This window comes from Bifidobacterium thermophilum (assembly GCF_002846655.1).
GTDB classification, from domain to species: domain Bacteria; phylum Actinomycetota; class Actinomycetes; order Actinomycetales; family Bifidobacteriaceae; genus Bifidobacterium; species Bifidobacterium thermophilum.
The window spans coordinates 60,391-87,363 of record NZ_PCGX01000010.1 but is presented as its reverse complement, the minus strand read 5'-3'; the positions used below and the strand labels follow the sequence as shown (position 1 = coordinate 87,363).

Sequence of the window (26,973 nt, the reverse complement as noted above, 5' to 3'; positions counted from 1 at the left end):
CCAGAGTCGTCTGCTCGTTGGGGTTGCTGATGTTGCGTTTCGCTGATTGGCATCAGGTTTCCGACAACTTCGTCGCTCCGGGATCAGCCCGGATATTCCACAATATGACCATTGCCGCATGCAACCGCCTACTGCGCGATCACCGCACGCCGTAATCATACCGTTGCTCGATAAGCCGCAGATACGTGAATACTTCCGTGTGGTCGACGCCTGGGATCCTGCGGATACGCATCACCAGGTCAAGCAGATCGTCATCGTCGGCGGTGAAAACCTCCAGCAGCATGTCGAAACGCCCCGCCGCGGCGACAATGTAGTCAATGCCGTCGGTTGCGCGCAATTGGTCGGCGAGCGCGTCCAAATCCCCGCTCGTGTTCACTCCGATCATGGCCTGCCTGCGGTAGCCGAGCTGGACCGGGTCCGTGACGGCGACGATCTGGATGATTCCTGTCTCGACCAAGCGCTGCACTCGGCCGCGCACGGCGGCTTCGGACAGGCCGACGACTTTGCCGATCGCCCCGTAAGGTTTGCGGCCGTTTTTCTGCAATTCGCGGATAATGGCCTTGTTGGTCTCGTCAAGCAGCGACGGCGATCGGCGCTGCTCGGGGCTGGTCTCATTGTCCGGTGTCTCGTGTGTCTCTGCGGCGAACGGCTCGCGCATGTCATGTTGAACTCTCATGCGACCATCACAGCAGGCCATTGTTCACGATGCGAGACCGTGGGGAAAATTTCGCGTTACGCCGCTTTTTTAGTCGCAATATTGCGTTTACGCAACGGAAATCATCGCAACCTTTGATGAATCACAACGAAAACAGCAGAGACCAAGCCTCGCACGCTATCGAACTCGAAGTTCTCGCAAGCCACGCACGAACGTGACGCGTCCCGCGGACAGGCGCCGCAGGATGACCGGACGAATTACCAAGGAGGAGCGATGACCACGACACAATCACCTGTCCAGGATGCGGTCCCGTCATCATCTGCGGCGGAATCGCATCAGCCGGATGATACCGGCGTCCGTATCGGCCGTGACAAGGACGTGGAACTGAGAGAAAGCGGCCTGACCATCAACCGCGCCCGCAAGACCTTCCGGTCGGCGGAAGGCAAATTGGTCCACGCCATCGACGACGTGAGCCTGAACATTGAAGCCGGCGAATTCTTCGTGCTGCTCGGCCCCTCCGGTTGCGGCAAGACGACACTGCTGCGGTCCATCGGCGGTCTGGAAACCCTGGATGCCGGCGAAATCTACTTGGGCAACCAGCGCATCGACGAGATGCCGCCATACGAGCGTCCGGTCAACACCGTATTCCAAAGTTACGCATTGTTCCCCAATATGACGGTGGAACAGAACATCGCTTTCGGCTTGGAAATGGAAAAGAAGCCGAAGGACTACATCAAGCGCAAGACGCGGGAAATGCTCGATCTGGTGCATCTGAGCGAAATCGGCAAGCGTCTGCCCAGCCAGCTGTCCGGCGGCCAGCAGCAGCGTGTTGCGCTCGCCCGGTCGCTCGCGAAAAGCCCGAAGGTGCTGTTGCTTGATGAATCCCTGTCCGCGCTTGATTTCAAGTTGCGACGCCAGATGCAAGTCGAATTGAAGCGTCTGCAGCGAGAGACCGGCATCATCTTCATTTTCGTCACACACGACCAGGAGGAAGCCCTGTCAATGGCCGACCATATCGCCGTGTTCTCCAAGGGCAAGCCCGAACAAGTCGGCACCCCGGAGGAAATCTACGACAAGCCGGCCAATCGGTTTGTCGCCGACTTCATCGGTGATATCAACTTCCTCGACGCCACCGTGCATGATGCCGGCTCGGTTGAGGTCGAAGGCAAGATCTTCCCCGTGACACAAGACCTGAGCGAGTATGGCAGGGGAGCGGCCGTGAGCGCTGCCGTCCGTCCCGAGCGTATTACGCTTGGTGCGGCGAAGGACGGCGGTCTGCAGGCGAGCGTGGAAACCGTGACCTATATGGGCTCCGACATCCGCTGCCATGTCCGTCTCGCCGACGGCACACCCGTGCAGATCCGCGTCAACCCGCCATTTGATTCCGAACTGCTCACAGTCGGTGCAAAGGTCGGTGTGACGGTCAGCCCCGACCATATGAGGGTGGTGGAACGATGAGCGAAACCTCTTCCGCTTTGGACGGCAGCAAGCCGCCGATTTCTGCGCCTTCGCAAGACGGTGGGGCGACGACTTCCCGTCGCCGCCGCACCCTGTTCGCCGCCTCGGGCAGCATCAAGCCCGGCATGCTCTCGCACTGGTATTCGATTCCCGCAGTTATCGTCGGACTGCTGTTCACACTCGGCCCGATATGCGTCATCGTCGCGTTCTCCTTCATGAGCCAGCCGGATGTCGGTGGCGGCGTGGTCTACAAGTTCTCCACGAACGCTTACAAGAAGCTGCTGTTCACCACCGACTTCCTGGGCCGCACCTCCTTCGACCCGCGGTATCTCAAGGTGTTCGGCACCTCGTTGTGGCAGGCGCTTATCACCACGTTCATATGCATCGTGCTGTCCTTCTTCATCGCCCTGTGGATGTCGTTACGCAAGCCGTCAACCCAGCGCCTGCTGGTGTTGCTGATCAACATCCCGTTCTGGACGAACCTCATCGTCCGTACCTACGCGTGGATGCTCATCCTCAACGAAAACGGCCCGATCAATGGCTTCTTGAAGTTCATCGGTGTAGGTAGCAAACAGCTGCTGTACACGTCGGGTGCCTCGCTGATCGGCTTGATATTCACCTTCCTGCCGTTCGCAATCATGCCGATGTATTCGGCGCTGTCCGGGTTCGACTTCCGTCTGGTCGAAGCCGCATACGACCTGGGCGCTCGTAAACTCACCGTCATGCGGCGGATCATCCTGCGCGCCGCGAAACCAGGCGTCACCTCAGCCATTGCGTTGTGCTTCATCCCGGCTTTCGGATCCTATGTGCAGCCCGTGCTACTTGGCGGCGGGCGTGTCCTCATGGTCGGCAACCTGATCGCATCCCAGTTCTCTGAAGCGCGCAACTGGCCGTTCGGCGCGGCATTGTCCACGGTGATCCTGCTGATCACGTTGCTGTGCGGTGTCGCGGCAAGCATCGGCGGCGGCAAAGCGGCGCGTGACGCCGGCATGGCGGTATGAACAGAACGAGGTGAGTGCAATGACTAGCAGCAACAAGGAAATCAAGCATACCGGGGAAGCAGCGGATATCCGCACAGCCGCCGGGACACACGACAGCGAAACCGCTCCGGTCGTCCACATGGATTACGGCACCGCGGCGGAATTCGGCGCCATCGTCGAACGGACCATCGACGAACGTGGCGAACACGCGTCCGCCCAGATGCCGCAATGGCTCGAAGACAAGCAGCCCGACCGGGCGCTAAGCACCCGGCGTTCCGGGCGAAACCGGCTAAAAACCTTCCCCGGCGTCGCGTTCATCAGTGTGCTTGTCATCCTGTTCCTGTATCTGCCGATGCTCATGGTTGTGATGTTCTCTTTCAACGGCGGCCGTCAAGCGTTGCTGTGGAAAGGGTTCTCCTTCTCCTGGTATGGCACGGTGTTCCATGATCCGGCGATCATCTCGGCAACCCTGACCTCGCTCCAAGTCGCCGTCATCGCGATGGTCCTGTCCACGGTCATCGGTGTGCTGTTCATCCTTGCCGCGGACCAGATGTCACGGGCGGGTTCGGCGCTCGCCGGCTGGCTGATCAACGCGTCGCTGATTATCCCAGAGGTCGTGCTCGGCGTCGCAACCATGGGCTTCATCCGTATGATCGGCCTGAAGCCGGGATTGCTGCCACTGATTCTCGCGCACACCACCTTCTGCATCCCGTTCGTGGTGATGCCGCTGCGCGCAAGGTTGCAGACCATCGACACCTCGTGCTTCGAAGCCGCAGTGGATCTCGGTGCGTCGCCAATCATCACGGTCCGCCGCGTCACACTGCCGCTGCTGGCTCCGGCCATCGTCTCCGGCGCGCTTATGGCATTCGTGATTTCGATGGATGACTTCATGATTTCGAACTTCCTGACATCCGCGGGCACGACGACACTGCCGATCTATATCTTCTCGCTTATCCGCAAGGGCGTGAACCCGAGCATCAACGTCGTCGCCACGCTTCTGCTCCTGCTCGCTGTCATCGTGACCGTCATCTCCTCGGTCCTGACCAACCGCAAGGACGACTGAACGACGGCGTGCGCCAGAACGCAGCCGTCATATCGAAGAAAGGAGCCGTTATGCGCACCTCATCAGCTGTTATCCCTTCCAATCATTCACATTTCGACTACCGTGAGAGCGGGCGCGGCTGTGGCAGCAGGCACGGTCGTGGCCACGTGGGCAGGACGTTCCGTCGCATGGCGTGCATGGCGCTCGCTGTCGCAGGCCTGCTGTCGTCTGCCGCATGCTCAGGCGGTATTTCGGATTCCGCGCGCACAACTGATGTCGTCGCCAACGGGGCATACCACGAGGCGCACGGCGGCGAGTTGCATATCTACACGTGGGCCGGGTACATGCCGGATGATGTCATCAAGAAATTCGAAAAGGAAACCGGCATCAAGCTCACCGTGGACACTTTCGAAAGTAACGAGGCGCTGGAAGCCAAGTTGCAGTCCACAGGCGGGTCCGGCTATGACATCGTGATGCCAAGTGACTACATGGTCTACCAGCTCATCCAGGAGCATATGCTCGTGAAATTCGATGTGTCCAAGCTGCCCAACGGCAAGAATATCTCCAAGGAGTTCTCCTCGCCGTACTACGATCCCAAGCTCGAATATTCGGCACCGTATGCGGTGGGTTACACCGGATTCATGGTCAACACCAAGAACATCCCCAAGTCCGCGGCGCCGACCAGTTGGAAGGAGTTCTTCGCGCTGTCATCGAAGTATGGAAAGTCGCAGCTGCTCAACGATTCCATCGAGGTGACCAACGCGGCATTGCGCGCTGTCGGTTCCGAGCAGTGCACCACCGATGCGCGCGCCTATCAAAACGCGAACGATCTGCTGCAGTCCTACCGGTCAAAGGTTGGTGTCGTCAGCTCGGAAGGTGTGGCGGATCGCCTGGCTTCCGGTGAACAGGTCATCGGCATGATATGGAGTTATGACGCCTACCAGGCGCAGCAGTCGAACAAGGATCTCGAATTCGTCTACCCGTCCGACGGCACCACCCAGTTCGTGGACAATATGGCAATCGCCGCGGGGGCGCAGAACATCGACCAAGCGAAGACCTTCATCAACTACATGCTGGATCCGAAGAACAAGGAAGCAATTGACGAGTCCGCGGGCGCCGGGTCTGTGCTCAAGGGCGGCGACGCGTTGCTGCCGAGCGAGATGCGGTCGTCCAACACGATTGTGCCGAGCGCGGATGAGCTCAAGCATGCGGTGACTGAGAAGGCATGCTCGAACGCCATCAACGACAACTACACGCAGCTGTTCGAGAACTTCAAGCAGTGATGCGTGTGCGGCTGCGCAAGGAGTGCGGCGGGTGCGGCTGTGCGTCTTGCGTGGTTGCGGGGGCAATCGGGTCATCCGGAGGGAAACCTCCGTATGACCCATTGTTGTGTTTGGGGGAGTACTGGACTGATCGTGCTTGACTGGACTTTGGGCTCATTCGTGATGCGGAGTGCGTCAATCGCGCAATGGCGTGTTGGTGCGTGATGACAGTGGTGCCGCCTTCCGCGTCACCCGGCGTCGTGCCCGTCATCGTGTGAGGATTCGCTCGCACGGAGGCGGTTGGTGTTGTCCAGGTTGCAGTCCCGGAGGCTGCATATCCGTCGATGTGTGAGGATTCGCTCGCATGGTGACCGGTTGGTTGGGTCGGATGTTGTGGATGGGGTGGTTTGAGGGTGGTTGTGTGAGGTTTGGCTCACACGGTGACCGGTTTGGTGCACGGGATCGTTGATTCGGTGGTGCGAGTCTGCCATCGTGTGAGGATTGACTCACAAGATGGCGGTTGATATGACCGGGATACGGCCTGAAGACTGCGTATCCGTCGTTGTGTGGGGATTCGCTCACATGTCGGACATGTTCCCGCCTTCCATCGCCTGGCTGACAGTCCGTCCACCGGTCCGTGCGAGGTTATACTCACATGCCGGGCCCCATCGTCGCCTGAGGCGTTGGCGCTCATGAATCCTTGGTATTCCGGGCCAATCCCCAAATCTCCCATCGGCCGCAATCTGGACGAGCCCGACACGATGCTCACCGCGGCTGCGAATCGCCCCTCGAAAGCGAACATCCATGTTGACGAATTGTTACGAGCGGAAAAACAGTTCCGGAATCAGAAATCCCAACGAAATAATGCGGGTTTTACCTATGAATGTACGAAATTCGTAGTCAAGTCGATAGAACGCAACGAAAATCGCATCGCAAGACTACCGAAGGAAAGGATTCGACATGACGGCAAGCATCAGTGAAGCCAGGATCAAGGAACTCACCGCCAAGGAAGGTGAGAAACTCAACGCCAAACTCGGCAAGTCCCGCGAGATGTACAACGAAGCTCGCAAGCATCTGTGCAACGGCGTCGCATCCTCTTACCAGCTGCGCGATCCGTGGCCGATCTACGTCGATCACGGCAGCGGTTCCAAGCTGTGGGATGTGGACGGCAACGAATACTACGATTTCCACAACGGCTACGGTGCCATGGTGCAGGGCCACGGCAATCCTGAGATCGGCAAGGCCATCGCTGAGCGTTTCCCGAAGGGTACGCATTTCGCGCTTCCTGATGAAGATGATTTCGTTGTCGCTGACGAACTGACCCAGCGGTTCGGCCTGCCGAAGTGGCGTTTCACCAACTCCGGTTCCGAGGCCACGATGGACGCAATCCGCATCGCTCGCGCCTACACGCACCGCGACCATATCATGAAGATCTTCGGTTCCTACCACGGTCACCATGATGCGGTGATGATTTCCATCGTCGGCGATTACGAGAACATCGGCGATAAGAACCACTTGAAGAAGATTCCGTACGGCGCCGGCATCCCGAAGTCCCTGATCCCGCTGACCGTGCCGGTGCCGTTCAACGACGCCGACGCGCTCGAGGCCCGCATCCGGGAGATGGAAACCGATGACGAGGCTCCTGCCTGCCTGATCATGGAAGCCTGCCTGATGAACATGTCCATCGTGCCTCCGGAGCCCGGCTACCTCGAGAAGGTGCGCGAAATCACCAAGCGTCACGGCATCGTGCTGATTTTCGATGAGGTCAAGACCGGCCTGACCATTGGACCTGGCGGTGCCACCAAGCTGTTCGGTGTGACTCCGGACATGGTCACCATGGCCAAGGCGATTTCCGGTGGCCTGCCGATGGGCGCCATCGGCGGCACTGATGAGGTGATGAGCGTCGTCGAATCCGGCGAAGTCTACCAGGTCGGCACCTACTCCGGCAACCCGCTGTGCGTGGCGGCCGCCCGTGCCAATCTCGAGAAGGTGCTCACTCCGGAAGCCTACGAGCTGTTCGATCATCTGAACAACCGCCTGATGGAAGGCTGCACCGAAGTCATCAAGAAGTATGACTTCCCGGGATACTCCATCGGTTTCGGTGCCAAGGGCTGCGTCACCTTCTCCCCGCACAAGATCGTCGACTATGTGACCTTCAAGCAGGGCCAGCGCACCGACTTGAACCAGCTTTGCTGGCTGTATGCGGCCAACCGCGGCGTGTTCATGACTCCGGGACGTGAGGAAGAATGGACGCTGTCGGTGGCCCACGATGACGCCGCGTGCGACGCCTACATCAACGCCTTCGCCGAGATGGCGCATGATGTGACCGCCGAGTAACCCCAATCAAGCCTGCTCTAAGCCGGGTCCAATACATTGCACTCCTCTTGCCCGGCTTGGGGTGTCATCCGCGACCGTGGTCGAGTGGCATCGCGTATGCGGTGCTGTTTGGCCACGGTCGTTCCACTTCTGCGGGGTGGTTCATGGTGGTGCGGGGTGGTGTTGGCGCGTCGTTCTGCTGGTCGTGTCATCGATGGCGGTGGAAAGAGGTGCGGCGCGTTAGGACTCGAGACGGCAGGGCGGTGTGGTGCGTTGCAGTGTCGTTTGGACGGGTGTTTTCGCCGAAGGTGTTGTGAATGGGCATCGCACGCCAGGACTTTGCAGCGCGGAGTGCCCAGGCGGCTGCGACACGCCGGAAGTTCCCAGGGTCTGTGTCGTGTATTTCTGTGATTGCAGGAAAAACGACGCGCCGGGAAGCGTACGTCCTGAACATCGTGTATAGTTTTTGACTGTTGTGCGAAACGAGGTTCACCTCGGTTCGACACCACATGGTGGATATAGCTCAGCCGGTAGAGCATCTGATTGTGGTTCAGAAGGTCGCGCGTTCGAGCCGCGTTATCCACCCCATCAACCCCGGGTTCGCCCGGGGTTTCGTTTTTCTTCCCGGCTCGTGCCCGCGCAGCGACAGCGCGTCGCCGCGTCGGATCGTTCCTCTCGCGAACTGGTTACGCTGGGGTAGTTGCCGGTTCGTGTCAGGTCGTCGTTCCTCGAGCAAACGGTTATGTTATAGCGACCATCAGCGTGTCAGATTGTTGCCCCTCTCAGAAACTGGTTACGCTAGGTCCACCGTCAGCGTAGCCAGTTCGTGAGGGCGATTGGCCGAGCCGCGCGTAATATGACGATGGGATCCGGCATGAGCGGTGCGTACTCTGCTCGGCGTTCAGCCATGTCCCGGCCGGTCATAGATTCATGCTCAACGTCATGTCCATCCTTCAACCTTCTGCCGACGCTGAGTGTGCCGTGAGCGTCGGTGGAAGCAGGACAACCGCGGTTGCCGGAGGAAGGGAAGTTCATGGTGGTTGCTCGGAATCTGGCTCGGCGGCACCGGGGGGCGGGAGAAGCCTATGCGCGATTTCGTGCTGTTCTCCCGCACAAGGTGTGGGAATTCTGTGGAATCCGGGGCTTCGAAGATGATCTCCCAACGGAAACGTTGGAATCATTCGATTGTTGAACGATTTGCCGAAGCCGGCCGGTGCCGGGGATGGGTGCGGAATCTTAAAAAATCACGGAATAGCGCTTGATGGAGAGATTTTGAGACATTTATCTGAATATCTCGGCGATTTCGGCATCTTCACGGAGAAATTTAAAATTGGGGGAGCGCGAGCCCGGTGAACAAGGTAGGTATCTGGCGCCGCTGCCGGATCGTCCTGTTTGACATGCGCGAGTCTGGTGAATATCGCGGGCATGGCGGTCGTATTCTCGCGGTGATTATGGATCGCGTGGAGATTGGATTGCGCGGCGGTTGCGGCGAACGCGCCCCGAGTTTCGTTGGCACGTTCTATGCGTTGCCGTTCATCTATGATTGGTCTTTGCAATCCCGTATTGTGCGACCCCTTGTCGCACAAGGCTTTGCTCGGCGTCGCCAGTTGCGGTTGACATGCCCGCATCGCGAAGAAACTTCGGCGTTTCGTTTCTTTCCAGACCGGAGAAATCCGGTATAATTGCAACTGAAGGCCGGAGTTGGATTCAGTCGAGAAAGTCGACGGGATTCAATGGAGCACAAGCCCGCGAGGGCGGGTGCAACGCCTTCGAGATAATTGAATATCGAAAACTGAATATTGGTGATGATTATGTGCGGCACGGGCAGTACGGCAAGGTAGGCCGGGCCGCTGAAGCCAGCTGGCGTAACAAGCGCATGAGGCGCTAGGTATGTTGTGTTGGTGAATGGCATAGGGTTTAGGTTGCCGCGCAAGGTGGCGCGGCGTTGGACATGATGATCACCTCCTTCCAGGTGGCCCCCGCAGATGCAGTTAGGCATCGCGGGGGCCACCTTTTTCTCGGATATTGGGGTCTGGGCAACATCAGGGGATAGACCGCAAAGGGATAGGTCACAATGGAGGCAAGCCACAATAGAGGTAGGCCGCAATACGTGTCCGATGGTCTGGCAATGCACACGCCGCCCGCCATCCCTCATTCAAACTGGTTATGCAGGGAGGCTTGTTTTTCATAGACGGTTTGTGCGGGGTGGTGCGGTCGTGAGGTGGTTGTGGGGAGGTTTGGTTGTGGCGTTCGGCAGTTCTCTAGCTGATGTCTCTTCCAAACTGGTTACGCTGAGGGCGGTGTTTGCACAGATAGTTTGTGCGGGGTGGTCTGGTTGTAAGTTGTCGTGGTGTTGGCGCTGGTTTGTCTGGAGAGTCGCTGGATTCGTCCGTGGCTTGTTGGATGTGGCTGTTTCCGGGAGTCGGGATGCGGCAACAGCGGCGCTGCTGCTTGCCCATGTATCGGTGGTGTTTAGAGCAGTGATTTTCCGGAAGAATTGTCGGATTCGCCTGATGGAAGCATAAACTTCCGCACGAAGACTGGGAGATCATGAAAATCCTTTGTCCTGCGGATAATCTTCCAACAGGAACGTTGGAAATCCGCGATTCTGAAAATCACCCTCTAAAGCCGTTACTGGGAGAATATCGCCGTATCTGCACAACCGCAATAAACTCCCGCACCAATCCGGGACTTCATGGCCCGGCGGCCAGGTTTTCGCATATTCTCCCGCAATCACAAGGCCAAGGTCGCGCAGCATTGCCAGCGACGAAAAATCAGACATTCCGTTGGTTCACGATGCCCCGACCCGCCGAAGTCGCTGATGTTCAGATGCTTCTGGACAGACAAGCACATACACAATTAGGTTCAGTCCGAAGCTCCCCGGTATTCCAATAATCCTTACTGGCGTGTCGCACCCAGTCCGATGATATAGTAAGAATTCGTGTGTGCCAGCGGCATGCCTTATGTAACAGGCGTGGGCGCTGGGATATCCCGGAATCCGCTAGATTGCGCGCGGTAACGTGGCGGCAGGAGGAAGACGGGCCATCGGGCCGGTGGACTGTGGCTGTTTCTTGTCTCCGATCAACGGATGCATGGGGCTGCAGCGCGGCGGCTTCACCTGAACAACAGTATCAATGAATCGGAGAACTGAAGTTGCCTACGATTGAACAACTTGTCCGCAAGGGACGTAAGGCCAAGCCGAAGAAGTCCAAGACTTTGGCCCTGAAGGGAAGCCCGCTGCGCCGTGGCGTGTGCACCCGTGTGTATACCACCACCCCGAAGAAGCCGAATTCGGCTCTGCGTAAGGTCGCTCGTGTGCGTCTGAGCTCGGGCATCGAAGTCACCGCTTACATCCCCGGCGAAGGCCACAACCTGCAGGAGCACTCCATCGTGCTCGTGCGCGGCGGCCGTGTGAAGGATCTGCCGGGCGTGCGTTACCACATCGTGCGTGGCGCGCTTGATACCCAGGGCGTCAAGGACCGCAAGCAGGGTCGTTCCCTGTACGGAGCAAAGAAGGCGAAGTAAGAGATATGTCACGTAAAGGACCCGCTAAGAAGCATCAGGTGCTGCCCGATCCGATCTACGGTTCGACCGTTGTGGCGCAGCTCATCAACAAGATCCTGCTCGACGGCAAGAAGTCGATCGCTGAGGACATCGTGTATTCAGCTCTTGATATGGTCAAGGAGAAGACCGATCAGGAGCCGGTGGCTGTGCTCAAGCGCGCACTCGACAACATCCGCCCGAGCCTCGAGGTCCGTTCCCGCCGCGTCGGCGGTGCGACCTACCAGGTCCCGGTCGAGGTGAAGCCTGCTCGCGCGAATACGCTGTCGCTGCGCTGGCTGACCGACTTCTCCCGCGCTCGTCGCGAGAAGACCATGGCCGAGCGCCTCGCCAACGAGATTCTCGACGCGTCCAACGGTCTCGGTGCTTCAGTGAAGCGTCGCGAGGACACCCACAAGATGGCGGAGGCCAACAAGGCGTTCGCTCATTACCGCTGGTAATTGACCGAAGAGAACAAGAGCTAAGGAACACTTATGGCACTGGACGTGCTTTCCGACCTGCATAAGGTCCGCAACATCGGCATTATGGCTCACATCGATGCCGGTAAGACAACCACCACCGAACGCATCCTGTACTACACCGGCAAGAACTACAAGATCGGTGAGACGCACGATGGCGCTTCGACGATGGACTTCATGGCTCAGGAGCAGGAGCGCGGCATCACCATTCAGTCCGCTGCAACCACCTGCTTCTGGCATCGTCAGACCCACGACGTGGACGATGAGTTCCAGATCAACATCATCGACACCCCTGGCCACGTGGACTTCACCGCTGAAGTGGAGCGCTCCCTGCGCGTGCTCGATGGCGCCATCGCCGTCTTCGACGGCAAGGAAGGCGTGGAACCGCAGTCCGAAACCGTGTGGCGTCAGGCTGACAAGTATTCGGTTCCGCGTATCTGCTTCATCAACAAGATGGATAAGCTCGGCGCCGACTTCTACTACTCCGTGCAGACCATCAAGGACAAGCTGGGCGTCAAGCCGCTCGTCATTCAGCTGCCGATCGGCGCTGAGAACGACTTCGCCGGCGTCGTCGACCTGGTCCGTATGAAGGCTTACGTCTGGAACGACGTCAAGGACGATCTCGGTGCGCACTACGACACCGTCGACATCCCGGATGATCTCAAGGACAAGGCCGAACAGTATCGCGCCGAACTGCTCGACGCGTGCGCTGAGACCGATGAGGATCTGCTCGAGAAGTACCTCGAATCCGGCGAAATGTCCGAGGATGAGATCCGTACCGCGATTCGCAAGCTCACCATCGCCCGCGAGGCCTTCCCGGTGACCTGCGGTTCCGCGTTCAAGGACAAGGGCGTGCAGCCGATGCTCGATGCAGTCGTCGACTACCTGCCGAGCCCTGAGGACATCCCGGCCATCAAGGGCTTCAAGCCTGGCGACGAATCCGTCGAAATCGACCGCAAGCCGACTATGGACGATCCGTTCTCCGCGCTGGTCTTCAAGATTTCGACCCACCCGTTCTACGGCAAGCTCGTGTTCGTGCGTGTCTACTCCGGCTCCGTCAAGCCCGGCGACACCGTCCTCGACTCCACCAAGGACAAGAAGGAACGCGTCGGCAAGATCTTCCAGATGCACGCCGACAAGGAGAACCCGGTCGACGCCGCAGAAGCTGGCAACATCTACACATTCGTCGGTCTGAAGAATGTGACGACCGGCGATACGCTGTGCGATGAGAAGAACCCGATCTCCCTGACCTCCATGACCTTCCCCGACCCGGTGATCGAGGTCGCCGTGGAGCCGAAGACCAAGGCCGATCAGGAGAAGATGAGCATCGCTCTGGCGAAGCTGTCCGACGAGGATCCGACCTTCCGCGTCAAGACCGACGAAGAGTCCGGCCAGACGCTGATTTCCGGCATGGGCGAGCTTCAGCTCGACATCATCGTCGACCGTATGCGTCGCGAGTTCAAGGTTGAGGCGAATGTCGGCAAGCCGCAGGTCGCGTACCGCGAGACCATCCGCAAGGCCGTCATGAACCAGGAGTACACCCACAAGAAGCAGACTGGTGGTTCCGGCCAGTTCGCTAAGGTGCTCATGAACTTCGAGCCGATCGATCCGGCTTCCGGCAAGACCTACGAGTTCGTCAACGAGGTCACCGGCGGCCACATCACCAAGGAGTTCATCCCGGCAATCGACGCTGGTGTCCAGGAAGCCATGCAGTCCGGCGTGCTCGCCGGATTCCCGGTGGTCGGCGTCAAGGCGACCGTCACCGATGGCCAGACCCACGATGTCGATTCCTCGGAAATGGCGTTCAAGATCGCCGGCTCCATGTGCTTCAAGGAAGCCGCTCCGAAGGCCAAGCCGGTCATCCTCGAGCCGATTATGGCCGTCGAAGTCCGTACGCCGGAAGAGTACATGGGCGACGTCATGGGCGACCTGAACTCCCGTCGTGGCTCCATCCAGTCCATGACCGACGCCACCGGCGTGAAGGTCATCGACGCGAAGGTTCCGCTCTCCGAGATGTTCGGTTACATCGGCGATCTGCGTTCCAAGACGCAGGGTCGCGCAATGTTCACCATGCAGATGGATTCGTACGCAGAGGTCCCGAAGGCCGTCTCGGACGAGATCATCAAGGCCCAGCGCGGCGAGTGACACACTGAGCCACATCGGACTTGCCCTGTCCCCAGTCAGCGCTAGAATAGACAAGCGTTGACTGGGTTCGGGCTCTGATGTGGCACACAACCCAGAAACCCAGTAATATGTAGCGAGTGCTTTGTGCGAAGATCGCACAGGCAAACTACGAGACGTCCAGGAGGACACACATGGCAAAGGAAAAGTACGAGCGTACTAAGCCGCACGTTAACATCGGCACCATCGGCCACGTCGATCACGGCAAGACGACCCTGACCGCCGCCATCTCCAAGGTGCTGCACGAGGAGTATCCGGATCTCAACCCGGAGTATGACTTCGACCAGATCGACGCCGCTCCTGAAGAGAAGCAGCGTGGTATCACCATCAACATCGCCCACATCGAGTACCAGACCGCGAAGCGTCACTACGCTCACGTGGACTGCCCTGGCCACGCCGACTTCGTGAAGAACATGATCACCGGCGCTGCTCAGATGGATGGCGCCATCCTCGTTGTGGCCGCCACCGACGGCCCGATGGCTCAGACTCGCGAGCACGTGCTGCTCGCTCGCCAGGTCGGCGTGCCGCGCATCCTGGTCGCTCTGAACAAGTGCGATATGGTTGACGACGAAGAGCTGATCGACCTCGTCGAAGAAGAGGTTCGCGACCTCCTCGACGAGAACGGCTTCGACCGTGACTGCCCGGTCATCCGTACCTCCGCGTACGGCGCCCTGCACGATGACGCTCCGGATCACGAGAAGTGGGTCCAGACCGTCAAGGATCTTATGGATGCCGTCGACGACTACATCCCGACTCCGGTCCACGATCTCGACAAGCCGTTCCTGATGCCGATCGAAGATGTCTTCACCATCTCCGGCCGTGGCACCGTGGTGACCGGCCGTGTTGAGCGTGGTAAGCTCCCGGTGAACTCCAACGTGGAGATCGTCGGTCTGCGCGACACCCAGACGACCACCGTCACCTCCATCGAGACCTTCCACAAGCAGATGGACGAGGCCGAGGCTGGCGACAACACCGGTCTGCTGCTCCGTGGCATCAACCGTGACCAGGTCGAGCGTGGCCAGGTCGTGGCTGCTCCGGGTTCCGTGACCCCGCACCACAAGTTCGAGGGTGAAGTCTACGTCCTGACCAAGGACGAGGGCGGCCGTCACTCGCCGTTCTTCTCGAACTACCGTCCGCAGTTCTACTTCCGCACCACCGACGTTACCGGCGTTATCACCCTGCCGGAAGGCGTCGAGATGGTCCAGCCTGGCGATCACGCGACCTTCACGGTCGAGCTGATCCAGCCGGTCGCCATGGAAGAGGGCCTCACCTTCGCTGTGCGTGAAGGTGGCCACACCGTCGGCTCCGGTCGTGTGACCAAGATCATCGAGTAGTCTGCATATCGCAGGTACTCCCTGATACGCTGAAGTAGCGTTAACGCCCCCTGAGGTTATCCTCGGGGGGCGTTTTATTTCCCCGGTCATTCCGGCCAATCTTGGTCATTCCCTGCAATTTCTGGTCATTCCCGGTACATCCCCCGGTGATTCCCGGTAAATCATTGTCATTCCTCATGCGTGTACCCGGCATACCTACCCAGCGATTGTGGCCTTGGCAATTATGGGACCGAATACCAGCTATCGAAAGAAGCGATACCCTGACCGGGCCGCATCGCGGAACGTCATACGGATTCCTTACCCCCGCACTTCTAATGTTCTCTACATCACAGATGGCAGTCGGCGTGTCACGATACCGCAGGATAGCCGGCACAGCAGATGAGAGGACGTGAGAATATGGATTGGACCGCGATACACGCACAGGCGACGGCAAACATGACCGAAGCAGGATTGCAGTATGAGGACGGCAATGCAGATATCGACGGCGGACAGCGTGACATCGACACCTTGGCGTGGCGGCGTCTCGGTATCCTGCCGCGGGCGTTCCACAATGTAGGGGACATCGATACGGCTGTCACCATCGGTGGGCGTACCATCTCCACGCCGATTTTCGGAGCGCCTACCGCATACCACCGGCTGGCTAGCAAGAATGGGGAGATTACCTCACAAAACGGCATGGACCGTGCCGGCACGTTCATCGTCTACCCGACGAATGCATCCGAGCCCGTAGAACATTTCGCCGCTGAGGCACAAGGCGATTGGTGGCAGCAGGTCTACCTGTTCGATAACCGTAAGGTTTCCGAGGCTTTCATCGAACGTTCCGTGGCGTCCGGTGCCAAGACACTCATGTTGACTTTGGACTGCCCGGGTTATCGCCGCGACTTCGGATTCCGCAACGGCATCGACGGCACATGGGAAGGGGCAAGCGGCAATTTCCCGAACATGCATATGACCGATTGGACACTCAACCTCGCGACATCCATTACCCCGAAGGACATCCAATGGCTCAAGGAAATATCGGGGCTGCCGGTGTACGTCAAGGGGGTGATGCGTCCCGAGGACGCCGTCACCGCGATGAATGCAGGAGCGGCCGGTGTCATGGTATCCAATCATGGACGACGCCAAGTTGACGGTGTCGTTCCTGTGGCGTATGCGCTGCCCAGAATACGCCGCGCGCTCGGGCGCGATGCCGAAATTTTCGCTGATACCGGTATCCGCACCGGCGGTGACGTCTTCCGCGCACTTGCGCTTGGGGCGAACGCGGTAGGTCTGGGGCGTCCCATTCAGTGGGCCGCAGCTGCCGGGGGAGAGAACGGCATCACGAAGATGATTGAGCGCATCACCGATGAGCTGGCTCACACCATGAACTCCGCAGGAGTGTCTCGCATCGCGGATATCGACGAATCCTTCCTGGTGGAAGGGCAGGGGCCGTCAGCCTTCCTATCAGGGGTTCCCGGCATCGTCGCATGAGGGTGTCGTTGATGTGCCGTAGCCGGAATGAATCGCGCCTGTTTTGCGGTCAACTCGTTGTGGCATAATGGGCAAGGCATTTTTTGTTTTGCCTCAAGTAACTGAAGAATAGGTGAATACACGTGGCACAAACTACCAATGACATCAAGAACGGCTCTGTTCTGAATCTCGACGGCCAGCTGTGGCAGGTCATTAAGTTCCAGCACGTCAAGCCGGGCAAGGGGCCCGCTTTCGTGCGTACCACCATCAAGAACGTGCTGTCGGGCAAGATCGTCGACAAGACCTTCAACGCCGGCATGAAGATGGAATTCGAGACCGTCGACAACCGCACCCTCCAGTACTCCTACGAGGACGGTGACAACTACGTGTTCATGGATATGACCACGTATGACCAGATCATGATTCCGAAGGAGCTCATCGGCGAGCAGAGCAAGTATCTGCTCGAAGGCACCGATTGCATCGTCAGCTTCCATGACGGCACTCCGCTGAGCGTCGAGCTGCCGGCTTCTGTCATCCTGACCATCACGCACACCGAGCCGGGCCTGCAGGGCAACCGCTCCAACGCGGGTACCAAGCCTGCGACCGTCGAGACCGGCGCTGAGATCCAGGTTCCGCTGTTCATCAACGAAGGCGAGAAGGTCAAGGTCGACACGCGTGACGGCTCCTACCTCGGTCGTGAGAACTGAGAGCGAGGATTTGAGGCTTCATGGCACGTTCCACCGCCCGTAAGAGGGCTCTGAACACGTTGTACGAAGCGGATGAGAAGGGACAGGATATCCTGTCCCTTCTTGCTGAGCGCATCGCCAACCCTGGTACGCAATCACCGCTTCCCGACTATGCGATTGAAATTGTCCGCGGCGTCGCTGAGCACCGTGGAGAGATAGACCATCTGCTCGACGAACATTCCACCGGCTGGAAAGTCAAGCGTATGGCCGTTGTCGATCGCAACGTCCTGCGCATCGCCACTTGGGAGATCCTGTACAACGACGAAGTGCCGGACAAAGTCGCCATCGACGAGGCGATCAGTCTCGCCAAGACGTTGAGCGACGAAGGTTCGACATCGTTCATCCACGGATTGCTCAGCGCCATTTGCGGTGTAAAAGAAGAGCACCTCGCCCATCAGGCCGAGTTGGAACGGCAGCGCGAGCAATCGGAGTCTCAGCCCGAAGGCGACGCGCCTGAGGCATCGGGCGTCGATGATGCCGAGGACTCGGAGCCGCCCACACAACAGACGGCATCCGATGGCGAATCGACGGATACGGTTCCCAACGATCCGGGAACGGCATCCGGATCGGATGATTCGCATGAGGACTCGCCGCAAGACCAGCACACGACCAACTGACACCGGGCATCGGCCGGCGTGAGAGTCCCAGCCGGCCGGTATCCTTGGTACGAATACCCAAAGAATAAGGGGGTTTTGGTGAACCAGAACGATTCCGAAGCCGTGGATTTCTCACTTGACGATGCAGTACTTGTCCTCGAAGACGGGCAAGTGTATGTCGGCGAGCCGTACGGCGCAATCGGTACGACCCACGGGGAGATCGTCTTCACGACCGGCATGACCGGATACCAGGAGACGCTGACCGACCCGAGCTACGATCGCCAGATTGTGGTGCAGACATTCCCGCACATCGGGAACACCGGAATCAACAAGGAGGATCCAGAATCCTCCCGAATCTGGGTCGCCGGTTACGTGGTGCGCGACCCAAGCCCAAATGTGAGCAACTGGCGCGCCACGGGAAGTCTTGACGATGATCTGACCGACAACGGTATCGTCGGCATCAGCAACATCGACACCCGAAAACTGGTGCGCCACCTGCGTTCCGCAGGCGTCATGCGTGCAGGAATCTTCTCGGGCGACGCTCTGATTGACAGCGGAACCGGCAAACCGCGCACTGTCGCGTCCATGATCGACGAAGTGCGTGGCATTCCGCAGATGAAAGGCATGAGCCTGTATGACGAGGTCAGCACCGAGCAGATGTACACCATCGAGCCGTGCGGCCAATTCGAAGGCAAAGAGCCGCTGTTCACCGTCGCCGCGGTGGATCTGGGCATCAAGGGTATGACCCCGCACCGCATGGCCGAACGAGGGTGCCGCGTGCATGTCGTTCCTTCCACCATCACCTTCAAAGAACTCGAAGACCTTCACCCCGACGGTGTGTTCTTCTCCAATGGTCCGGGCGACCCTGAACAGGCCGATCCGGAAGTCAATCTGCTGCGTCAGGTATTGGACGCAGGACACCCGTTCTTCGGCATCTGCTTCGGCAACCAGCTGCTGGGCAGGGCGCTTGGCTTCGGCACATACAAACTCAAATTCGGCCATCGCGGCGTCAACCAGCCGGTCAAGGACCTGACCACGGGCAAGGTTGAGATTACCGCGCACAACCACGGCTTCGCGGTCGACGCCCCGGTCGGCCAGCCGGTGGATGCGCCCTACGGGGACGGCAAGTACGGCAAGGTGTTCGTCTCGCATATCGATCTCAATGACAATGTCGTAGAAGGCCTGCAATGCGAAGATATCCCGGCCTTCTCCGTGCAGTACCACCCCGAGGCCGCTGCCGGCCCGCACGACGCCTCCTACCTCTTCGACCGTTTTGTTGAGCTCATGCGTTCCGCCAAGGAGGAAAACGCCAATGCCTAAGCGCACCGATATCAAATCCGTCATGGTCATCGGCTCCGGCCCGATTGTCATCGGGCAGGCCGCAGAATTCGACTATTCCGGCACCCAGGCGTGCCGCGTGCTGCGCGAAGAAGGCATCCGGGTCATCCTCGTCAACTCCAACCCGGCGACCATTATGACCGATCCGGAGATGGCCGATGCCACCTACATCGAGCCGATCGCCACCCCGATCCTTGAGAAGATCATCGCCAAGGAACGCCCCGACGCCCTGCTGCCGACACTGGGCGGCCAGACCGCGTTGAACGCCGCGGTCGCGCTCGGCGAGGCTGGAGTCCTCAAGAAATACAATGTCGAACTCATCGGCGCCTCGCTCGAGGCCATTGACCGTGGTGAGGATCGCGAACTGTTCAAGAAGGTTGTCGACAGCTGCGGCGCAGAATCCGCGCGTTCCGCCATCGCCCATTCTATGAAGGAAGTCGACGACATCGTCGCCGAACTGGGCTACCCGATTGTCGTGCGCCCGAGCTTCACCATGGGCGGCCTCGGTTCGGGCATCGCCCATAACGAGGAGGAGCTCCACCGGATCGCAGGTGCCGGCCTGCACTATTCACCGACCGACGAAGTCTTGCTTGAGGAAGGTATCGAAGGCTGGAAGGAATTCGAGCTCGAGCTCATGCGCGACCGCAAGGACAACGTCGTGGTCGTCTGCCCGATTGAGAACGTCGACCCGGTCGGTGTGCACACCGGCGATTCCATCACCGTGGCGCCGTCATTCACCCTGACGGACCGTGAATACCAGCGCATGCGCGACATCGGCATCGCAATCATCCGTGGCGTGGGCGTGGACACCGGCGGCTGCAACATCCAGTTCGCCATCCATCCCAAGACCGGCCGCATCATCGTCATCGAGATGAACCCGCGCGTCTCGCGTTCTTCCGCCCTCGCATCGAAGGCGACCGGCTTCCCGATCGCGAAAATCGCGACCAAGCTGGCGCTGGGCTACACGCTTGACGAAATCCAGAACGACATCACCAAGTCCACGCCGGCGTCGTTCGAGCCGACCATCGACTACGTGGTGACCAAGGTCCCGCGTTTTGCCTTCGAAAAGTTCCCGGGAGCCGATCCCACGCTGACCACGTCGATGAAGTCCGTCGGCGAGGCCATGGCGCTCGGCGGCAACTTCCAGGAATCGCTCGGCAAGGCGATGCGCTCCATCGACAAGCGCCACATGGGCTTCAACTGGGACGGCGACAAGCCTGATCAGCAGGAAGTCGAGCAGCTGCTCTCTGAAGCGAAGATCCCCACCGAACAGCGCTACTTGCAGATTATGCGCGCACTGTGGGGCGGTGCAACCGTCGAACAGCTCTATGACGCCACAAAGATCGATCCGTGGTTCTTGGAGCAGTTCGCCCTGATCAACCGCACCGCCATGGAAATCAGGGGAGCGGAGACGCTTTCACCCCGTCTGTTGCGCAAAGCCAAGCGGTCCGGTTTCTCCGATGTGCAGATCGCACACCTGCGCTCTCTCGGCGACGAAGGGGAGAACACCATCCGCGAGCTGCGCTGGAGCTACGGCATCCGACCCGTGTACAAGACGGTTGACACCTGCGCTGCTGAATTCGACGCGGCGACGCCGTACTACTACTCCTGCTATGCGGACGAAACCGAGCTGCGCAAGCGCGACCGCGAAGCCGTGATCATCCTTGGTTCTGGGCCCAACCGCATCGGACAGGGCATCGAGTTCGACTACACCTGCGTGCACGCGGTGCAGGAGCTCGGCAAGGACTATGACACGATCATGGTCAACTGCAACCCGGAGACCGTGTCTACCGATTACGACATGTCCGACCGGCTGTATTTCGAACCGCTGACCTTCGAAGACGTGATCGAAATCTACGAAGCCGAGAAGAAGATGGGGCCGATCAAGGGTGTCATCGTCCAGCTTGGTGGGCAGACCCCGCTGTCCCTTGCCGCGCGTCTCAAGGCCGCCGGCGTCCCGATTCTGGGCACTTCGCCCGAATCGATTGATTTGGCCGAGAACCGTGAGCTGTTCGGCGAGGTGCTGCGCAAGGAGCATATGAACGCGCCTCGTTACGGTACGGCACTAAGCCTCGACGAAGCCCGTGAAGCGGCGCATAACATCGGGTATCCAGTGCTGGTCCGCCCGAGCTATGTGCTCGGTGGCCGCGGCATGGAAATCGTGTACGACGATGATCAGCTCGAAAAGTACGTCAGCCGCGCGCTCAACGAGGCGAAGGCCGATATGGTCGTCTCCGGGCGTCTGCCCTCCCCGCTGCTTATCGACAAGTTCCTGCAGGACGCCATCGAAATCGATGTCGATGCGCTGTTCGACGGGGAGGAACTCTACATCGGCGGCATCATGGAGCATATCGAGGAAGCGGGTGTGCATTCCGGCGACGCCGCATGCACCCTGCCTCCGAGCACGCTCAGCGACGATCAGATCCGCCGTCTGCGTGAAGGCACTTACGCCATCGCGAAGGGCTGCGGTGTACGCGGCCTCATCAACGTGCAGTACGCCTTCATGGCCAACACTCTGTACGTCATCGAAGCCAACCCGCGAGCCTCGCGTACCGTCCCGTTCGCTTCGAAGGCAACGGGCGTGTCCCTGGCCAAGGCGGCGGCCCGCATCATGGTCGGTGAAACCATCGCCCAGCAGCGAGCCAACGGTCTGTTGCTGCCGAAGGGTGACGGCGGTGACATCCACCCCGGCCAGCAAGTGGCCGTCAAGGAGTCTGTGCTGCCGTTCAAGCGGTTCCGTACGCCGGTTGGCCGTACCGTGGACATTCTGCTTGGACCGGAAATGCGTTCGACAGGTGAGGTCATGGGCTTCGACCGCGACTTCCCGCACGCCTTCGCCAAGAGCCAGCTCGCTGCGTACGATGGCGGCCTGCCCACTGGCGGCAATGTGTTCATTTCGGTCAACGATATGGACAAGCGTCAGCTGCCACTGTTCGCCAGCCGTCTGGTCGAGCTCGGCTTCAAGATTTGGGCGACCGAAGGCACTGCATCGGTCCTTCGCCGCTACGGCATTGAATCGAAGATCGTCGACAAGCTTTCCACCCGGCTCGACGGTGACGGCAACGCCCAGACCCACGTCGTCCACGCCCCGGGCAGCGTCGGCAAGAATGTCGTGGAGCTTATCGAGGACGGCACCATCGATATGGTGCTCAACACGCCAAACTCTCGTGGATCGCGCGCCGACGGCTACTCGATCCGCGCTGCGGCAATCGCGGCTGACCTGCCTCAATTCACCACAATGACTGAATTCTCCGCGGTGCTTATGGCAATTGAAGCGGTCAAGAAGAACGATTATCAGGTGATGAGCATTCAGGAACATGCCCGTCAGCTCTTCGCGATTGAGAAGCGTGACAACCAATGAGCAGCAGCCCCACTGACAGCGAACGCAAAGCGATGAGATCGGAGTTCGGTGTGCGCCTGCGCATATCGATGGACCATTATGGCCCGTTATGCGTGGGCATCGACCCGCATCGCAAGCTACTGACTGAATGGGGCTACAATGTCGACGCCAGCGGCGCGGAAATGTTCTCCATGCGCATGCTTCAGGCTGCGAATGGCCGTGCCGCTGCCGTCAAATTCCAGGAATCGATGTTCGAACGGTACGGTTCTAAGGGCATCGCGGCACTGGAACGGGTGTTGTTCGCCGCGCGGCAGATGGGCATCATCACTATCGTCGATTGCCTACACGGCGGTCTTCCGACTACGATTTCTGCCCTTGCGGACGCGTATTTCAAGTCGGGTGCGCCGTTGCTCGCTGATGCGATCACCTTGCTGCCATATTACGGTGCACGCTCATTGAGCGGTCTGATTGACGAAGCGCTTGACAATGGGCGGGGAGTGTTCGTCGCATCGCTCACATCGAATCCCGAAGGTGCGAGCCTGCAAACGGCGATCCGCCAAAAAGGCGAGTACAGAGGCAAAACCGTCGCCTACGGTATTGCCAGTACCGCGCAGAAATTCAACGACACCATGCCCGGCATGGGTTCAGTCGGCCTGATTATCGGGGCGACCATCGGCCAGTGGATTGACGAAAGCGGCATCGACCCGTCCCAGTTCACCGGACCGATTCTCTCACCCGGATACGGGTGGCAAGGAGCGGAAGCCGACGATCTGCGCACTGTATTCAAGGGCACCAAAGGCAATGTCTTGGTCACGGTGTCGCGTTTCATCGCCAAGAACGGGCCGGATATCTCCAACCTCTCCGCGGCGACGGAAGCCATCGCGCTTGACATCAGACAGGCGTTGATGGACGCGACCCTCGAAGCGGATGACAGCGCCGACCAAGCCTGAAGAAGTGATTTTTCACGCAATTGGTTGCTGCACGGACAGCATTCGGTCAATTACACTCGGTTCCAGACAAGACATGCATTTGACGATGAAAGGCGGTATGGGATGACAATCGCGGGTCACAGCGATTCGGCACACAGCACAGGTGGACGGCTTATCGTACTGACCGGCCCGACTGCGGTGGGTAAAGGAACGGTGGAAGCCGCCCTACTGGCCAAGCACCCAGAGGTGTGGGTGTCCGTGTCAGCGACGACCCGTGAGCCTCGCCCCGGCGAAGTCAATGGCGTGAACTACTGGTTCATGAGCGAAGCTGAATTCGTGCGCAAGGAGCAGGAGGGAAAGTTCCTGGAAACGGCGGTCGTCCACGGCATGGCCCATTACGGGACACCACTGCAACCGGTACTTGATCATTTGGCGGCCAACACGCCCACCATCCTCGAAATTGATTTGCAGGGTGCCCGCCGTGTCAAGCAGAAAGCCTCACAGATGGGGCTTGATGTCGTCTACGTGTTCATCGCGCCGCCCAGTTACGAGGAACTGGTACGGCGGCTGATCGGTCGTGGTACGGAGAACGAGGAGCAGCGTGCGAAGCGGCTGGAAACTGCGAAGGTCGAACTCGCCGCAGAACCCGAATTCGACGTGGTCATCGTCAACAACGCGGTCGATCAGGCGGCGGACGATCTGTGGAAGGTCATCGCCGAAGAATACGGCATCAGCGGGGACTGAGACGACACAACCAGTCCGCGAGCAACTTGCGAAACTGCTCGATTGCGACGATACAACCGCGATAAATGATTGGGCCCTGCAACTTCACGCTGCAGGGCCCAATCACGTTTCAACGTAAGTTCAGCAAGTCAACTGAATCACTTCAGACCGCTGAGCTTATTGATGAGATCAGGATCGCGGGTTGCGCCCTTGTCTGCGGAGCGGGCGAAGGCGGCGTACGCCTTGAGCGCCTGGCTGACATGACGGTCGCGGTGGGCGACATAGCCGTCGCCGGCCTCGAGTTCGGCACGACGCTGCGCGAGCTGCTCGTCGGTCAGCTCCACGTTGATCGAACGATTCGGAATATCGATGTCAATCATGTCGCCGTTCTTGATGAGCGCGATCGGACCCTTGTTCGCGGCCTCAGGCGCCACATGGCCGATGGCCAGGCCTGAGGAGCCGCCGGAGTAGCGGCCGTCGGTGATCAGCGCGACGTCCTTGCCGATGCCCTTGCCCTTGACGAAGGAGGTCGGGTACAGCATTTCCTGCATGCCGGGGCCGCCCTTCGGGCCCTCGTAACGGATGACGAGCGCCTGACCGGGCTTGAGCGTGTCGTTGAGAATGACCTTGATGGCCTCTTCTTGGGATTCCACGACCAGTGCCGGACCATGGAACTTCCAGATGCTTTCGGGCACGCCGGCGGTCTTCACGACGCAACCGTCAGGGGCGAGGTTGCCGCGCAGCACCGCGAGACCGCCCTCGGCGATCTCCGGGTGGTTGATGTCGTGGATGGCGCCGTGCACGCGATCGGTGTCGAGCGTGTCGAACAGCGTCTCATGCGTCCACGGTTCAGGGGAGACGATATGGCCGGGGGCCGCGTGGAACAGCTGTTTCGCTTCAGGCTTGCAGGTGTCGCGCATGATGTCCCAGTCGTTGAGCTTGGACTCGAGATCCGGATAATCCACGGAATGCGTGTCGCGATGCAGCTTGCCTGCGCGATCGAGCTCGCCGAGGATGCCGCAGATGCCGCCGGCGCGGTGAACGTCGGAAATCTCCCATTCGCCGGAAGGCGCGGCCTTGCAGATGCAGGGCACGGTGTGGGAGATGCGCTCGATGTCGTCAAGCGTGAAATCGACGTCGGCGCTTTGCGCTGCGGCGAGGATGTGCAGCACGGTGTTCGTGGAGCCGCCCATGGCCACATCCATGGTCATGGCGTTTTCGAAGGCGTGCTTGGTGGCGATGGAACGCGGCAGCACGGAGTCGTCGTCCTCGTCGTAATAGCGGTGGGCGAGCTTGACAATCATCTCGCCGGCGCGCTCGAAGAGCTTCTTGCGGTAGACGTGGGAGGCGAGCGTGGTGCCGTTGCCGGGCAGTGCCAGGCCGATGGCCTCGGTCAGGCAGTTCATAGAGTTGGCGGTGAACATGCCGGCGCAGGAGCCGCAGGTCGGGCACACGGTCTTTTCGTAGGCGAGCAGGTCTTCGTCGGAGCAGTTGTCGTCGGCGGTCGCATACATGACATCGATGAGGTCGGTGTGCTCCTTGACGGTGCCGTCGGACAGAACGGTGGTGCCGGCTTCCATCGGGCCGCCGGAGACGAAGATCGTCGGGATGTTCAGGCGCAGCGCTGCCATGAGCATGCCCGGAGTGATCTTGTCGCAGTTGGAAATGCAGATGAGGGCGTCGGCGCAATGCGCGTTGACGGAATACTCGACGGCGTCGGCGATGATGTCGCGGCTCGGCAGCGAGTAGAGCATGCCGGTATGGCCCATGGCAATGCCGTCGTCAACGGCGATGGTGTTGAACTCGCGGGGGATACCGCCGGCCTTCTTCACGGCTTCGGACACCAGGCGACCGACCTTGTTCAGGTGGACATGGCCGGGGACGAATTCATCGAAGGAGTTGGCAATGGCCACAATCGGCTTGCCGAAGTCCTTGCCGTCAACGCCAGCGGCGCGGTACAGAGCGCGAGCGCCCGCAAACACTCGCCCGTTCATCAATTTTGCGGATCTCATTTCTGCCATGGTTCCATTCAAGTGCCTTGCGGGGACAGGTGGCAGTCTTGGGCCGAATAGTGAAATTACGCTAGGAGAGTAGGGTTTTGTCGGGATTTTGCTGATTGGGGACGCGAAAGTATGGCCATACCCATGCCCTAAGATGCGCGGGTCGCGATATCGGGGGCTTGCAGTATAATGAATTATTTGAAATACCACGCCCGCATTGGACGTGGCCATGCGCATGATGGGAGATTGACACCTATGGCACTTGGCACTGAGCCGCATCCGCAGGGACTTGCGGATCCGCCTATCGACGACCTGATGCAGCACGCTGATTCCAAGTACGCGCTGGCGATTTTCGCCGCGAAGCGCGCCCGTCAGATTAATTCGTATTTCACGCAGCTCAATGAGGGTCTCCTGCAGAATGTCGGCCCGCTGGTTGAATACGAGAATCAGGAGAAGCCGCTGTCTATCGCTTTCCGCGAAATCAACAGCGGTCTGCTTGAAGAGACGCTGGGCGAGGACGATCTGAGCGAAGGCAACTGATCGCAGACCTCGTCGAGGTGTGCCCCCGGTGCTGGATTTTTCCGCCGTTTAGGTATGGCGAAATT

The 26,973-nt window shown here is 59.5% G+C and carries 21 protein-coding genes and 1 tRNA gene; 19 read left to right on the top strand and 3 right to left on the bottom strand.

Translation table 11 applies throughout. From position 1 onward, the window contains the following. Nucleotides 1–139: 139 nt before the first annotated feature. The gene (locus CQR48_RS05910) at nucleotides 140–676 is read right to left on the bottom strand and encodes an Lrp/AsnC family transcriptional regulator (protein WP_218971668.1); all 537 of its coding nucleotides are present in this window, start codon (nucleotides 674–676) and stop codon (nucleotides 140–142) included. 252 nt (nucleotides 677–928) lie between these two features. On the opposite strand from CQR48_RS05910, the gene CQR48_RS05905 reads away from it, so the two are divergent. The 7 genes from CQR48_RS05905 (at nucleotide 929) to CQR48_RS09025 (ending at nucleotide 9,395) form a co-directional block, all read left to right on the top strand. Continuing rightward, nucleotides 929–2,113 carry an ABC transporter ATP-binding protein gene (locus CQR48_RS05905; RefSeq protein ID WP_081965200.1) on the top strand — a complete coding sequence of 395 codons (1,185 nt, stop codon included), beginning with the start codon at nucleotides 929–931 and terminating at the stop codon, nucleotides 2,111–2,113. Continuing rightward, entirely contained in the window at nucleotides 2,110–3,114 is a 1,005-nt protein-coding gene (locus CQR48_RS05900) for an ABC transporter permease (RefSeq protein ID WP_015450705.1), read from the top strand. The genes CQR48_RS05905 and CQR48_RS05900 overlap by 4 nt, the downstream gene beginning before the upstream one ends. 19 nt (nucleotides 3,115–3,133) lie before the next feature. Next, on the top strand, nucleotides 3,134–4,156 hold the full coding sequence (locus CQR48_RS05895) for an ABC transporter permease (RefSeq protein ID WP_101452323.1): 1,023 nt from the start codon (nucleotides 3,134–3,136) through the stop codon (nucleotides 4,154–4,156). A 176-nt stretch (nucleotides 4,157–4,332) separates the two neighbouring features. Next, nucleotides 4,333–5,418 carry an ABC transporter substrate-binding protein gene (locus tag CQR48_RS05890; RefSeq protein WP_218971688.1) on the top strand — a complete coding sequence of 362 codons (1,086 nt, stop codon included), beginning with the start codon at nucleotides 4,333–4,335 and terminating at the stop codon, nucleotides 5,416–5,418. Between the two features lie 939 nt (nucleotides 5,419–6,357). Beyond that, nucleotides 6,358–7,734 carry an aspartate aminotransferase family protein gene (locus CQR48_RS05885; RefSeq protein ID WP_015450701.1) on the top strand — a complete coding sequence of 459 codons (1,377 nt, stop codon included), beginning with the start codon at nucleotides 6,358–6,360 and terminating at the stop codon, nucleotides 7,732–7,734. Nucleotides 7,735–8,225: 491 nt separating this feature from the next. Continuing rightward, nucleotides 8,226–8,301 (top strand) — tRNA-His (locus tag CQR48_RS05880). Nucleotides 8,302–9,062: 761 nt separating this feature from the next. Further along, complete coding sequence (locus CQR48_RS09025) at nucleotides 9,063–9,395, top strand: hypothetical protein (protein ID WP_143252502.1); 333 nt, start codon at nucleotides 9,063–9,065, stop codon at nucleotides 9,393–9,395. 866 nt (nucleotides 9,396–10,261) lie between these two features. On the opposite strand, the gene CQR48_RS09020 is transcribed toward CQR48_RS09025, so the two are convergent. Then, nucleotides 10,262–10,495: a hypothetical protein gene (locus CQR48_RS09020; RefSeq protein WP_143252501.1), complete on the bottom strand. Its 234-nt coding sequence runs from the start codon at nucleotides 10,493–10,495 to the stop codon at nucleotides 10,262–10,264. 371 nt (nucleotides 10,496–10,866) lie between these two features. On the opposite strand from CQR48_RS09020, the gene rpsL reads away from it, so the two are divergent. The 11 genes from rpsL (at nucleotide 10,867) to gmk (ending at nucleotide 24,389) form a co-directional block, all read left to right on the top strand. Next, on the top strand, nucleotides 10,867–11,238 hold the full coding sequence (rpsL, locus tag CQR48_RS05875; protein ID WP_004269067.1) for a 30S ribosomal protein S12: 372 nt from the start codon (nucleotides 10,867–10,869) through the stop codon (nucleotides 11,236–11,238). A gap of 5 nt (nucleotides 11,239–11,243) precedes the next feature. Beyond that, entirely contained in the window at nucleotides 11,244–11,714 is a 471-nt protein-coding gene (gene rpsG, locus CQR48_RS05870) for a 30S ribosomal protein S7 (protein ID WP_015450699.1), read from the top strand. Nucleotides 11,715–11,747: 33 nt separating this feature from the next. Continuing rightward, entirely contained in the window at nucleotides 11,748–13,877 is a 2,130-nt protein-coding gene (fusA, locus tag CQR48_RS05865; RefSeq protein WP_015450698.1) for an elongation factor G, read from the top strand. 170 nt (nucleotides 13,878–14,047) lie between these two features. After that, nucleotides 14,048–15,247, top strand: a complete 1,200-nt coding sequence (tuf, locus tag CQR48_RS05860; protein WP_029577150.1) for an elongation factor Tu — start codon at nucleotides 14,048–14,050, stop codon at nucleotides 15,245–15,247. 435 nt (nucleotides 15,248–15,682) lie between these two features. Beyond that, complete coding sequence (locus tag CQR48_RS05855; RefSeq protein WP_180334559.1) at nucleotides 15,683–16,717, top strand: alpha-hydroxy acid oxidase; 1,035 nt, start codon at nucleotides 15,683–15,685, stop codon at nucleotides 16,715–16,717. A gap of 122 nt (nucleotides 16,718–16,839) precedes the next feature. Beyond that, complete coding sequence (efp, locus tag CQR48_RS05850) at nucleotides 16,840–17,403, top strand: elongation factor P (RefSeq protein WP_015450694.1); 564 nt, start codon at nucleotides 16,840–16,842, stop codon at nucleotides 17,401–17,403. Nucleotides 17,404–17,423: 20 nt separating this feature from the next. Beyond that, nucleotides 17,424–18,059 carry a transcription antitermination factor NusB gene (gene nusB / locus CQR48_RS05845; protein WP_015450693.1) on the top strand — a complete coding sequence of 212 codons (636 nt, stop codon included), beginning with the start codon at nucleotides 17,424–17,426 and terminating at the stop codon, nucleotides 18,057–18,059. Nucleotides 18,060–18,137: 78 nt separating this feature from the next. Further along, the gene (gene carA, locus CQR48_RS05840; protein ID WP_015450692.1) at nucleotides 18,138–19,358 is read left to right on the top strand and encodes a glutamine-hydrolyzing carbamoyl-phosphate synthase small subunit; all 1,221 of its coding nucleotides are present in this window, start codon (nucleotides 18,138–18,140) and stop codon (nucleotides 19,356–19,358) included. After that, the gene (gene carB / locus CQR48_RS05835) at nucleotides 19,351–22,737 is read left to right on the top strand and encodes a carbamoyl-phosphate synthase large subunit (protein ID WP_101452320.1); all 3,387 of its coding nucleotides are present in this window, start codon (nucleotides 19,351–19,353) and stop codon (nucleotides 22,735–22,737) included. Before carA ends, carB begins: the two co-directional genes overlap by 8 nt. Beyond that, on the top strand, nucleotides 22,734–23,666 hold the full coding sequence (gene pyrF, locus CQR48_RS09340) for an orotidine-5'-phosphate decarboxylase (protein WP_101452319.1): 933 nt from the start codon (nucleotides 22,734–22,736) through the stop codon (nucleotides 23,664–23,666). Before carB ends, pyrF begins: the two co-directional genes overlap by 4 nt. Before the next feature lie 102 nt (nucleotides 23,667–23,768). Next, nucleotides 23,769–24,389: a guanylate kinase gene (gmk, locus tag CQR48_RS09335; RefSeq protein ID WP_101452318.1), complete on the top strand. Its 621-nt coding sequence runs from the start codon at nucleotides 23,769–23,771 to the stop codon at nucleotides 24,387–24,389. Nucleotides 24,390–24,526: 137 nt separating this feature from the next. Here gmk and ilvD read toward each other — a convergent pair whose 3' ends face one another. Then, entirely contained in the window at nucleotides 24,527–26,389 is a 1,863-nt protein-coding gene (gene ilvD / locus CQR48_RS05820) for a dihydroxy-acid dehydratase (RefSeq protein WP_015450688.1), read from the bottom strand. Nucleotides 26,390–26,623: 234 nt separating this feature from the next. On the opposite strand from ilvD, the gene rpoZ reads away from it, so the two are divergent. Next, entirely contained in the window at nucleotides 26,624–26,908 is a 285-nt protein-coding gene (gene rpoZ, locus CQR48_RS05815) for a DNA-directed RNA polymerase subunit omega (protein WP_015450687.1), read from the top strand. The last annotated feature ends 65 nt before the right edge of the window (nucleotides 26,909–26,973 follow it).

Coding starts and splice junctions, on each gene's coding strand:
- CQR48_RS05910 (WP_218971668.1), bottom strand. CDS start 676: ATGAGAGTTCAACATGACATGCGCGAGCCGTTCGCCGCAGAGACACAC.
- CQR48_RS05905 (WP_081965200.1), top strand. CDS start 929: ATGACCACGACACAATCACCTGTCCAGGATGCGGTCCCGTCATCATCT.
- CQR48_RS05900 (WP_015450705.1), top strand. CDS start 2,110: ATGAGCGAAACCTCTTCCGCTTTGGACGGCAGCAAGCCGCCGATTTCT.
- CQR48_RS05895 (WP_101452323.1), top strand. CDS start 3,134: ATGACTAGCAGCAACAAGGAAATCAAGCATACCGGGGAAGCAGCGGAT.
- CQR48_RS05890 (WP_218971688.1), top strand. CDS start 4,333: ATGGCGCTCGCTGTCGCAGGCCTGCTGTCGTCTGCCGCATGCTCAGGC.
- CQR48_RS05885 (WP_015450701.1), top strand. CDS start 6,358: ATGACGGCAAGCATCAGTGAAGCCAGGATCAAGGAACTCACCGCCAAG.
- CQR48_RS09020 (WP_143252501.1), bottom strand. CDS start 10,495: ATGTCTGATTTTTCGTCGCTGGCAATGCTGCGCGACCTTGGCCTTGTG.
- rpsG (WP_015450699.1), top strand. CDS start 11,244: ATGTCACGTAAAGGACCCGCTAAGAAGCATCAGGTGCTGCCCGATCCG.
- fusA (WP_015450698.1), top strand. CDS start 11,748: ATGGCACTGGACGTGCTTTCCGACCTGCATAAGGTCCGCAACATCGGC.
- tuf (WP_029577150.1), top strand. CDS start 14,048: ATGGCAAAGGAAAAGTACGAGCGTACTAAGCCGCACGTTAACATCGGC.
- CQR48_RS05855 (WP_180334559.1), top strand. CDS start 15,683: ATGACCGAAGCAGGATTGCAGTATGAGGACGGCAATGCAGATATCGAC.
- nusB (WP_015450693.1), top strand. CDS start 17,424: ATGGCACGTTCCACCGCCCGTAAGAGGGCTCTGAACACGTTGTACGAA.
- carB (WP_101452320.1), top strand. CDS start 19,351: ATGCCTAAGCGCACCGATATCAAATCCGTCATGGTCATCGGCTCCGGC.
- pyrF (WP_101452319.1), top strand. CDS start 22,734: ATGAGCAGCAGCCCCACTGACAGCGAACGCAAAGCGATGAGATCGGAG.
- gmk (WP_101452318.1), top strand. CDS start 23,769: ATGACAATCGCGGGTCACAGCGATTCGGCACACAGCACAGGTGGACGG.
- ilvD (WP_015450688.1), bottom strand. CDS start 26,389: ATGGCAGAAATGAGATCCGCAAAATTGATGAACGGGCGAGTGTTTGCG.
- rpoZ (WP_015450687.1), top strand. CDS start 26,624: ATGGCACTTGGCACTGAGCCGCATCCGCAGGGACTTGCGGATCCGCCT.